At 58.6% G+C, this 10,765-nt stretch carries 10 protein-coding genes; 3 read left to right on the forward strand and 7 right to left on the reverse strand.

Going from position 1 to position 10,765, the window contains the following annotated elements; all coding sequences use genetic code 11:
- Positions 1-67: 67 nt before the first annotated feature.
- From AC1DNW_RS30520 to AC1DNW_RS30530, 3 genes are all read right to left on the reverse strand, one after another.
- Positions 68-607, reverse strand: a complete 540-nt coding sequence (locus tag AC1DNW_RS30520; protein WP_113308318.1) for a type 1 glutamine amidotransferase family protein — start codon at positions 605-607, stop codon at positions 68-70.
- Positions 608-686: 79 nt separating this feature from the next.
- Entirely contained in the window at positions 687-3,410 is a 2,724-nt protein-coding gene (locus tag AC1DNW_RS30525) for an ATP-binding protein (RefSeq protein ID WP_477855313.1), read from the reverse strand.
- Positions 3,411-3,527: 117 nt separating this feature from the next.
- A complete protein-coding gene (locus tag AC1DNW_RS30530; protein ID WP_113301109.1) occupies positions 3,528-4,064 on the reverse strand; it encodes a DUF1003 domain-containing protein in 537 nt (178 codons plus the stop codon).
- Positions 4,065-4,265: 201 nt separating this feature from the next.
- Here AC1DNW_RS30530 and AC1DNW_RS30535 point away from each other — a divergent pair, with 201 nt between their 5' ends.
- Both AC1DNW_RS30535 and AC1DNW_RS30540 read left to right on the forward strand, forming a co-directional pair.
- Complete coding sequence (locus AC1DNW_RS30535; protein ID WP_113308398.1) at positions 4,266-5,945, forward strand: NAD+ synthase; 1,680 nt, start codon at positions 4,266-4,268, stop codon at positions 5,943-5,945.
- 25 nt (positions 5,946-5,970) lie between these two features.
- Complete coding sequence (locus AC1DNW_RS30540; RefSeq protein WP_113308316.1) at positions 5,971-6,804, forward strand: TolB family protein; 834 nt, start codon at positions 5,971-5,973, stop codon at positions 6,802-6,804.
- A gap of 61 nt (positions 6,805-6,865) precedes the next feature.
- On the opposite strand, the gene AC1DNW_RS30545 is transcribed toward AC1DNW_RS30540, so the two are convergent.
- The 3 genes from AC1DNW_RS30545 to AC1DNW_RS30555 form a co-directional block, all read right to left on the reverse strand.
- Positions 6,866-7,435: a hypothetical protein gene (locus AC1DNW_RS30545; RefSeq protein WP_477855314.1), complete on the reverse strand. Its 570-nt coding sequence runs from the start codon at positions 7,433-7,435 to the stop codon at positions 6,866-6,868.
- A 79-nt stretch (positions 7,436-7,514) separates the two neighbouring features.
- Positions 7,515-8,039 carry a hypothetical protein gene (locus AC1DNW_RS30550; RefSeq protein WP_162748610.1) on the reverse strand — a complete coding sequence of 175 codons (525 nt, stop codon included), beginning with the start codon at positions 8,037-8,039 and terminating at the stop codon, positions 7,515-7,517.
- Between the two features lie 540 nt (positions 8,040-8,579).
- A complete protein-coding gene (locus AC1DNW_RS30555) occupies positions 8,580-9,074 on the reverse strand; it encodes a hypothetical protein (protein WP_113311318.1) in 495 nt (164 codons plus the stop codon).
- 182 nt (positions 9,075-9,256) lie between these two features.
- Between AC1DNW_RS30555 and AC1DNW_RS30560 the strand changes: the two genes are divergently transcribed.
- Positions 9,257-9,811, forward strand: a complete 555-nt coding sequence (locus AC1DNW_RS30560; protein WP_477855315.1) for a hypothetical protein — start codon at positions 9,257-9,259, stop codon at positions 9,809-9,811.
- A gap of 13 nt (positions 9,812-9,824) precedes the next feature.
- Here the strand turns inward: AC1DNW_RS30560 and AC1DNW_RS30565 are convergent.
- On the reverse strand, positions 9,825-10,765 hold a 941-nt coding region (locus tag AC1DNW_RS30565; protein WP_477855316.1), incomplete at its 5' end, for a hypothetical protein.

Genomic DNA, 10,765 nt, shown 5'->3' on the forward strand with positions numbered 1-10,765 from the left:
CGCAAACGATTCTTTGCAAAGATTCCTTTGCAAATAGTAATGCTGCTGTATCTCCGTCCAGCGACTTTTAATCTGTCGGCGCCATGCCCTTGCGGCGTTCGACCACGGCCTTGAGCAGCGCATGGGCAGGGAGAAGTGGCGAAGCCTGGCTGTCGCCGAGGATCAGCAGACCGGCCGCAGCCCCTTGCGGGGCAATGTCCAGATGCCGGCCGGGGATCATGGCGACGGGTTTGCCCGATTTCAGGAAGGCGCTGAGGGTGCGGGCAATGCCGTTATTGCCGGCGCTCCAGAGCGCACCGGCAAAACCGATGCAGAAGGCGGCGTCGAAATCCTCGACGACGATCTGGTCGAGGCGAAGCGTATCGGCGAGATCGTCGCGCGCCGAGCGATCGGTGAGGAAACGGCGGGTGGACGGGTCCGGATGGGTGGTCCGGCGCAGTTCGTCCGTCAGGTTGGGAAAGCCGCCTGATGGTGTGGCAAGCACCACCTCTGCCGGCGCATCCTTGAAAAGGTAATAGGCCGGCGCAATGTTGATGATCCTGACTTCGCTGTCGGCCCCATCCGCGGCAAGAACGATCAGAAAGCGGATGGGCAGTTGACCGTCCATTGGCATGCTCCTCTTGATGCGATCATGCATGGAGGTCGGGAAGCAGACGAGTTGAGAGTTGTAAATCGGTGTAAAGGCCTCAGCCGGCGGCGTCCGAGAAGTGGGCCGGTTCATGGCCGAGGGCTTCGAGATCGACGCGGATGCGCCGCTCCCAGCCGCGGGCGCCATCCTGCCTTGCGGCATGGAGCGCCGCCTCAAGGGTGGCTGATGCAGCATCCAGCGCTTCCGGGCCTTGTCCCTTCTCGGTGACAAGCGCCTTGATGCGCAGAAGCTCGGGCAGGCACCAGCGTTCGCCTGATGCGTCGCAATGGGCGAGCGCTATATCGATGACGCCATGGGCTTCCGCATGCTGGCCGATATTGGAAAGCGCCTGGGCTTCCACCGACTGGAAGAAGGTGCGGAAGAGGTTGAAGCCGGCATGCCGCAGAATGTCCATCGCCGGGCGCAGCTTTGCGAGGCATAGCCTATATTCGCCGGCCCGCAGGTGGAGTTCCGCCTCGAAGCATTCGGCATAGGTATGCCAGACATCGAGTGATAGCGCCTTGGTATGGTCGCGCAGCAGCTGGATGGCCGCGGCCGCTTCGCCGTTATCGCCCGACAGAAGCGTGAGCGGGCAGACGGCTTCGGCAAGCAGATTGCTGATCGAATGGTTGTGGCCGATATCGCTAGCGTAACGCATGGTTTCTTCGACCTCGCGCATAGCAGCGTCCTCGTCGCCCAGCATCCAGAGGCATCGGGCCAGAATGATGCGCGCCGTTACACGCTGGTCGAACTGGAAGCGCACGGAATGGCGGGCCTGCGGCACGTGCTCATATTCCGCCAGCATCGCCAGAAGCTCGCTGCGGGCCTCGGCATGGCGACCAAGCCAGTGGAGTGTCGCGGCCCTCATGCGCCTGCCGATGATGATGTCGGTGGGGTCGGAAGAAGAGGGTGCGAGTGCTGCGAAACGCTCCGTCAGTTCCAGGCCCTGACGCGGTTCAGCGCGGTTCACCAGATCAACCCAGAGCGCCCAGATGGCGCGAAGCTGATGGTCGACATCACCGAGTTMTTCAGAAATCCGCCATGCCGTCGTCCAGGCGGCGACGCCGAGTTCCGGTGCATGGGTGGCGCGAAGCTGCGGCCAGCCGAGCGCGGCGTAAAGTTTCATCCGGCTTTTCTCGTCAAGGCCGGGGCGGGCGTCGAGGAAGGCGATGGCATGGGTGAGTGCGGCCAGGCATTCGTCGAGCAGCGACAGGCGGAAGAAGAGCGGCAGAGCGGCAACCGTGAGCCGCACACCGAGAAGCGCATCGCCCGAAGTGCCGAAGGCCCAGTCGAGGGCTACTCGAAGGCCCGGAACCTGCTGGGCGAAATCCTCAGGCCATTGGTCCGGCGGAGCGGAATAGAGATCCTGCTCGGCACTTTCGAGTGCGGCGCAAAGATAGCCGGAAAACCGAGCCATGACATCGGGCAGCTCGCCAGTATCAGCCAGTTTCTCACCGGCATAAAGACGGGTCGTGTCCAGCAGGCGGTAGAGGGTTTCGTCCGTCGTCGTCTCGACCGCGACGAGCGATTTGGCGACGAGGGCGGCCAGCAGGTCCTCGGGCTCGCCTCCAGAGAAGACGGCAGCGGCGGCCTCTCCGGTGAAGCGGCCGCGGAAGACGGAGAGTTCGCGTAGCGCCTGCTGTTCCTCCAGTGACAGGATGAGGTAGCTCCAGTCGAGCGTGGCGCGCAGCGTCTGGTGACGTGGCAACGCGGTACGCCGCCCGCGCGTCAGCACGCGGAAGCAATCCGACAGCGAGCGGGAGAGGGCGGCGACCCCCATCGCCTCCAGCCGGCCGGCGGCAAGCTCGATTGCCAGCGCAATGCCGTCGAGCCTGGTGCAAATATCGACGACATCGGCAGCATCCGCATCCGTCAACGTGTAACCGCCAAGGCAGGCATCGGCGCGTTCGACGAAAAGCTGCACGGCGGGCGAGACAAGGGCGGCCTCGGCGGTGACGGCACCCTGCGGCAAATCAAGCGGCAGGAGACGGTAGACACGTTCGCCTTCGGCGCGAAGCGGCTCGCGGCTTGTCGCGAGGATATACAGATCAGGCGCTTCGGCCAGCAGGTCCTCGGCGAGCTCGGCGATATCGGCCACCACATGCTCGCAGCTGTCGAGCACGAGCAGCAGCTTGCGCAGCTGCAGATGAGCCGCGATCTCCCTTGATATATCGTCGCTGCGGGAGAGGATGCCGAGGGCGGAGGCGATGACGGTCGGTATCAAATTACCGGTTGCGACCTCCGAAAGATCGATCCAGACGATCTCGCCGTCGAAGCCGCCTTGCGCGATGACGGCGCGGGCAACGGTGGATTTGCCGATGCCGCCGGGACCGGCAATCGTCACGAGGCGCCCCTTGGCGAGCTGGCCTGATATGGCAGCGATCGGTTGCTCGCGGCCGAAGATGCGGGCGGGCAGGCGCTCGGAGCGAAATCTCTGAGATGCAGTGGCAGGCGCTGCGCCATTGCTGCGACGGCTGACGGGCGCGATGAAGGTATAGCCGCGGCCCGGGACGTTGGCGATGAATTGCGGCTCGCGTTTGATATCACCCAGCGCCTTGCGCAGCGCCGAGACATGGACACGCAGATTGGCCTCGGCCACGAAAGTATCCGGCCAGACCTGCCTGACAATCTCGGCATTGGTCTTCAGCTCGCCGGGATGGTGCAACAAAAACAGCAGAATATCGATGGCGCGGCTGCCGAGCGGCACGGCAGAACCTTCCCGCATCAGGCTCCGCCTGGCAGGTGCGATCGAAAACGCGCCGAAATGAAACTCTTCTGCCAAGCACCGCCCCTCGCGTAGTGCCGGCAGGTTGAGCCAAATGCTTGCGTCCTGTCAAATGAAACGCTGCGGCGGGGCAGAAATTGCGACGGGATTTCAGTTGTTTAAGACCGCGCTGTTTTAGCCTTGTCCCCGCTCTGCGAGGATGGCGTTCAGCCGGGAGACATCCTCGCGCAGCGCGGTGAGTTCTGTGAGCACGCGCATATCGATCTTCTGGTGCAGCGACAGCACCTCCAGCTCGGCCTTCAGGTTCACCTCGTAATCCTTGGCGGCCTCGAAACGGTCGCGCTCGGCCTGACGGTTCTGCGACATCATGATGATCGGCGCCTGGATGGCGGCGAGCATGGAGAGGATCAGGTTCAGGAAGACGAAGGGATAGGGGTCGAAGGCCCTGGTCATCAGGATGACCGTGTTGATGATCGTCCAGATCACGAGGAAAGTGAGGAAAGTGATGATGAAAGACCAGGAACCGCCGACGCGGGCGATACCATCGGCTACACGTTCGCCAAAGGAGGATTCGGCGGCAATGGCGGCGTTGACATCGGTGGAGATGATCTTGCGCTCATGCGCCTTGGCGATCACACGCTTTTCGATGTCTCCGAGCTCATCGGCGGGCTTGCCGAAATGCAGGTGGACGAAATTCGGAAGATTATACATGGCATTGTCCCGGGAATGGATCGAATTGGCGCGCAGTATTCCGCCCTTGCCGCAAATTGCAATGCGTATCGGCGTCGCGCAAGGCAAACAGAGGGATAGGCACAGGCATGGGGCTGCCCTTCATCAAATTTTCGCCGCAGATGGCTACGGCTTTTGAAGCGGCTTATTGCGGTGCACGAAAGGGCGGATTAAATGAATGACATGACACAGGAAAACGCTCTCTCCCATACGTTCAACATCGCCATCGCCCAGCTGAACCCCACGGTGGGCGATGTCGCCGGCAACCTTGCCAAGGTGCGCGAGGCGCGCGCCGATGCAGCGCGGCAGGGTGCGCATATCCTCATGATGACCGAGCTTTTCATTTCGGGCTATCCGCCTGAAGACCTTGTTCTGAAGCCGGCCTTCATCCACGCTTGCTGGAAAGCTGTCGAAAGCCTCGCTGCCGATACCGCCGATGGCGGGCCGGGCATCGTCATCGGCTTTCCGCGCCAGGACGAAACGGGGCGCTACAACTCCATCGCCGTGCTCGACGGAGGCAAGGTGGTGGCGGTGCGCGACAAGATCGATCTGCCGAATTACGGCGAGTTCGACGAGAAGCGCGTCTTCGACCAGGGCGCGATGCCGGGACCAGTGAATTTCCGTGGTGTGCGCATCGGCATTCCGATCTGCGAGGATATCTGGGGCGATCTCGGTGTCTGCGAGACGCTTGCCGAAAGCGGAGCGGAAATCCTGCTCGTGCCGAACGGTTCGCCCTATTATCGCGGCAAGGTCGATATCCGCCATCAGGTCGTGCTGAAGCAGGTGATCGAAACCGGCCTGCCCATGGTCTATGCCGCCCAGCTTGGCGGCCAGGATGAGCTCGTCTTCGATGGCGCAAGCTTTGCCTTCAATGCCGACAAGTCGCTCGCCTTCCAGCTCAGCCAGTTCGAAACCGCGCTTGCGGTCACGACCTGGAAGCGCACGGAAAACGGCTGGCATTGCTCCGGGGGACCGATGGCGCGAATCCCCGAGAGTGAGGAGGCCGATTATCGCGCCTGCCTGCTCGGCTTCCGTGACTATGTGAACAAGAACGGCTTCAAGAATGTCGTGCTCGGCCTTTCCGGCGGTATCGATTCGGCGATCTGCGCGGCGATTGCCGTTGATGCGCTCGGTGAGGAGCGCGTGCGCACGGTCATGCTGCCGTATCGTTACACCTCGGAAGACTCGCTGAAGGATGCGGCCGATTGCGCCAGGGCGCTTGGCTGCCGCTACGATATCGTGGCGATCGAGGAGCCGGTGACGGGCTTCTCCTCGGCGCTATCAGATCTCTTCGAAGGCACCGACAGCGGTATTACCGAGGAAAACCTGCAGAGCCGCGCGCGCGGCGTCATCCTGATGGCGATCTCCAACAAGTTCGGCTCGATGGTGGTCACGACAGGCAACAAGTCGGAAATGTCGGTCGGCTATGCCACGCTTTATGGCGACATGAACGGCGGCTTCAATCCTATCAAGGACCTTTACAAGATGCAGGTCTATGCGCTGGCCCGCTGGCGCAACGAGAATGTGCCGCCGGATGCGCTCGGCCCCTCGGGCGAGGTCATCCCACACAATATCATCGACAAGGCGCCGTCGGCCGAGCTTCGGCCTGATCAAAAGGACCAGGATTCGCTGCCGCCTTATCCCGTGCTCGACGATATCCTGGAATGCCTGGTGGAGCGGGAAATGGGGGTCGAGGAGATCGTGGCGCGCGGCCATGATGTCGAGACGGTGCATCGCATCGAGCATCTGCTCTATCTCGCCGAGTACAAACGCCGCCAGTCGGCACCGGGCGTGAAGATCACCAAGAAGAATTTCGGCCGCGACCGGCGCTACCCGATCACCAACCGGTTCCGGGATCGCTGATTTTGAGACTTCCGGGAGGGGGCACATGCGCAGTTCGGTAGAGATCTATAACGTCAAGAGAGGCGAAAGCCGCGTCGTCTGGCAGACGGAGGCGCTGGTGGAGGCGCCGAATTTCTCGCGCGACGGCGCCTATCTGCTGATCAATGGCGACGGGCTGCTCTACCGCCTGCGGCTCGACGGCAGCGATCTTGTCGAGAAGGTCGACACTGGCTTTGCGGTCCACTGCAACAATGACCACGGCATTTCGCCCGATGGCGAAGAGATCGTCATTTCCGACAAGACCGAATTCGGCAAGTCGGCGATCTATATCCTGCCGATCGAGGGCGGCAAGCCGCGGCTGATCACCAAGAATCTGCCGTCCTACTGGCATGGCTGGTCACCGGATGGGCGCGAGCTTGCCTATTGCGGCATCCGCGACCAGGTTTTTGATATCTATACGATCTCCGTAGACGGCGGCGAGGAGAAGCGGCTGACGCATGGCGAGGGCCGCAATGACGGGCCGGACTGGTCGGTAGACGGGCAGTGGATCTATTTCAACTCCAGCCGCACCGGGCTGATGCAGATCTGGCGCATCCATCCCGATGGCACAGGTCTCCACCAGGTGACATCAGACAATTACGGAAACTGGTTCGCCCATCCGTCACCCAACAACGACAAGGTGCTGATCCTCTCCTACGACCCCGATGTCTTCGACCATCCGCGCGATCTGAATGTGCGTTTGAGAATGATGGACATGGATGGCGGCAACCTGACGGAATTGTTCGAGCTCTTCGGCGGGCAGGGCACGATCAATGTGCCGAACTGGTCGCCGGATGGCGAGGAATTCGCCTATGTGCGGTATTTCCCGGTAGGATCTTGAGAGGGCACACCGCCATTTGATGAGCGGGCGGTGGGGCTCTGGGCCGGCACGGCAATGACTGTCAGCGGGGGCCTCTAACGTCCGAGGCGCGCAATTCGTGCGCGTACAATCCGTATTGCGTTCCCCAACCGACTGCAACGATACGTTCACCCGACGACAGGCTCAATCTTACCTTTTCACGATCACGGCAAAATTGGTGTAGGAAGGGCATCTGTTCAAAGACAACTCTCGACGGGCATTTCGCTCCACCGAGGTCAATTGCTTTAACTACCGTGAACGGGAGCGCAACTTGATGACCTGCAAACAATGGGAGCAGTATCGGCCAAATGAACAGGATGTTGCTTCCCGTCAAATACCCAAGACACGCTGCACCTGAGAGGGCAAGGTTCAGTTCGTTCCGTCGAGCCCGTTTGCCACCTTTCCATGCGGCCCAGACAAGAAAAGCGGTGGACAGCAGGCCTAAGATGATGCGCGGAAGACGTGTCTCAGACGTCCAATCTGCAGAAGGTATGAAACTGGAACCTCCCATCACCACAATCGACGAGATACCGCCGAGAAACAGCCAGGTAACAGTCAAAATTACGATGAGTTTTGCAATCCGCAATCTTGCTGGCTGCGGTGAATCGTCCATGAATGCCTCGCAGAATTAGTGAGCTATTACCTTCATGAAGGTCTCCGATTTTCCAAGCAAATGATGATGGGACGGTGGCTCACTGATTTGCGGGGTCTGTTTCCACCGGACACGATGTTTCAGAAGCACGGTTCACAGTAACTCTTGAGTGCCCTCCGATGCTTTGGAGTTGCACCGAAACAGATTCTCCTCCGGCCGGGGCGAATCTTGAATCGATACTTGAAACGGTGTTCAGTCCCAACGGAAATGCCACTACGGTCGTCTCCGGTCGACCATACTTTACTGTGAACGAATAGAACACGATCGAGGCAAACTCATCAACGCCGCCATCTCGTGTTTTCGTCACAGCGGCGATTTGGTTGTTATCGCAAACGAAAAGACCAACTTCTGCGCCATCAACATACCATTGACCGGGAAGCTCAGGTGAAAGCACCCTTACGTTCCAACCCCGCTGGCTTGAAATGCGCCGGGCCTCATCTAGCGAGCTACCTAGTTCAAAAACGCTGGGGCTATCAGCTGTGTCAGCCTTGGCGCGTTCGGCATTGGATCCCAAGGCTGACACTAAGCAACAGGCAAAAAGCGAGCGCGCGAGAGTGGCAGTCAACTTTCATGTCCTTCAAATGTTCAATCGTAAGCTGTCATGATTGCATCAACGCCGGCATGCCACAAGTCTCCAGAGATGATGGGGCGGTGAGAAGTTGCTTCGGAATACAACTTCGAGTACGACGATAGATTAAGCACACGACGCAATACAGGTCTACCGCGAGATATGGCTTTGAGTAAAACTCATTTTATAAGAAAATCGATGATCATTATATTTGTAATATACTTCGTATCTCTCTACATTTTAGCTAGATTACCGACGTCATACGACAGCATTTGTGAAGAAATTTCCGACGCGGCCCAATTACGTGGACCACTATTTTTCATGATACTTCTTTCCCCGCAAGCTTACCTTCTATTTATATTGTCGTTGTTAATGCACGTCCTCAGGAAAAACGAGCGCGTCATAAAAGAAGCAATGTGGCTCTGGTCAGTGGTGTTTGTAATTGGTTCGGCGTGGACCGCTCTGTTCATCTATGCAATCCAAAACTCGTAGTTCCTGAAATCCTCAGAGGCAGATGATGATGGGGCGGTGGGGCCGCTATTCACTTTGAGAAGCGGGGTGACTCTTGACGCCTGCGGCGGCCAAAAGCCAAAACAAGGCGCCGGCAGCAATACCGAATACCGTTATTTCTGCGAGCAATTCGACAGCTTCCAGAAATCCCCACCATGTCATCATTCCGTTTTGGTAGGTGACGTGGTCATCAGTAGAAGCCTGATCCGGGCCGAAAAATAGGACCAGGCATATCCAGGGCAAGGTCGCCACCAAGGCTCCAGCCATCACACAATTTGCAAGGGACGGCCCTATGCGTCCCCTCAGATAGAGCAGCAATGGAATTCCCAGTACAAGAGTTGGCGGATAGGCACCGATGAATGCAACGACTTGGGTTGTTCGKATAATGCGTTCGGTCATATCCGGCAGGCCCTGATAGGCGGGGCTGAAAACAGCGTATGCGAAGGATGCCACCAAAGGCACTACTGCTAACGCAAGAGCAATTCTCCACCATGGCGGAGAAGCGAATGTCGTTACCGCCATGTGCACCGTCCCCAATTACCTTACAGAATTGCACGTCAACACGTGTATAACAATCGTCCGGTCAGACCATTCGGTTCGCGGGAGCGGGGGTGCTTTCCTATTTCCCAAGAGGAGGTAATGTCCGCCCAAAGGCGAACGTAGGAGTGACTATGTCTTGGGGTGCTTCCGAATGGAGCGTTGTCGTGGGCGCAGCATCCGCATTTGCCACAGCGGCAGCAGGGTTCATGGCACTCATTGCAGCCAAGTGGACGGTGGAGGAAACTCGCAAATCGGCCGACAGCAATTCCCAATTACTGAAGGAGCAAATTGAAGTTCAGAGACAGGAACTTCAGGAAACCCGCAACGCGGCGCTCGAAGTGGAACGAAAAGGAAAATTGCATGCTGCCTACACTATATCCAGGCTGGCAGGGTTGGCCGAAATGGCAATTCATAACGCAATGAACAACACCTCGGAAACAGATGAAATCAGACCCAACTTTTCCGAGGATCTTATTCGGCAGATAGAAGGGGCCTATCCTCTTCAGAGTTTCTTGAGCCGCAATAACCACATTAATTTTCAGATCTTGGACGCCACAGTTCATGGCCAAACAATGAAAACAAGGGAGCGGGCCCAACAAATTCTCTGGCATCTAAATGAACTTCGGAACGCTTTAACTCCCGTTATCGTGGGCCTACCTCTAGGTGAAGGTGATCGGTCCTATGGATCTGGTAGGGCATCACAAGACGCACAGATGTGACTCTGACACACATTCAGCGCGCCTTTGACGATGGGGCTGTGGGGCGCCAAGCCGGGAGCGTCAACACTGCCACCTCGTTGGCATTCTTCGCTGACACCGAATGAACGCCATCCGTCTTGACGGGGGGCCAGGGCGGACCACCCCACACATTCGAATTGCGCGCAGACATTGCGCTGTCCGCCCGGTCAATGACATTGTGGACATTCGGGAGGCCCACGCGGATCAGGTCATTACACGCCGGCATGGTTGCCATACCGGTTTTCGGCGACTGGCCTCCTGGCGTCGTGTAGCCGTCATTGCTGTCAGTTCGCGGAGTGATTGTCTGCTGGTGAACCCGCTTCCCGGCAAAGAGACCATATAGCGACTGAAACCTGCTGAACATCAGCGGGACGTCCGCATTGCCATAGGTAGCAAAGTCGTTGACGCCGAGAGCATTAACTCCGTCTGTGAACGGTGCACCGTCAAGAAGGGTTGCAAGGGTTGCCGCCCCGTTGGTTGCCAGCCCAGAGGCCGTGAGGTTGCCGATGGAGATCTTGAGATATGGTAGGCCGTACTTATCAAAGAGCCGAGGAATGATACCGGAACTGTATTTGGGACCGGATGCTTGTTCATCGCCGGTCCCGAAGGTCAGGCTATCCCCGAAAGCCACATAGGACCGAGCGCCATCAACGCCGATAATTTCAGCCTCGATATAAAATGACCCGAAGGTTCGAGTGCCAGTGGTCGGGTTGATCGTCCCACTGTTTCCTTGGTCGGAAGCGACGTTCCCATCCGGAATTCCCAGGACGGTGCAGGCCGCAGGATAACGACGGTMGGAAGCGCAATGCCATTGGAAAGGTTGACCGTCCGTTCTCCGAACAACGCGGCAGCAGGGATCGATAAGGGTTTCCCATCGACAGATGACTGAAGGACGTCTGCCCGCTGCTTCATGATCGCATTCGGTTTGCTCAGGGT

The sequence above is a fragment of the Rhizobium sp. 05L429 genome (assembly GCF_056397645.1).

Coding starts and splice junctions, on each gene's coding strand:
- AC1DNW_RS30520 (WP_113308318.1), bottom strand. CDS start 607: ATGGACGGTCAACTGCCCATCCGCTTTCTGATCGTTCTTGCCGCGGAT.
- AC1DNW_RS30530 (WP_113301109.1), bottom strand. CDS start 4,064: ATGTATAATCTTCCGAATTTCGTCCACCTGCATTTCGGCAAGCCCGCC.
- AC1DNW_RS30535 (WP_113308398.1), top strand. CDS start 4,266: ATGACACAGGAAAACGCTCTCTCCCATACGTTCAACATCGCCATCGCC.
- AC1DNW_RS30540 (WP_113308316.1), top strand. CDS start 5,971: ATGCGCAGTTCGGTAGAGATCTATAACGTCAAGAGAGGCGAAAGCCGC.
- AC1DNW_RS30545 (WP_477855314.1), bottom strand. CDS start 7,435: ATGGACGATTCACCGCAGCCAGCAAGATTGCGGATTGCAAAACTCATC.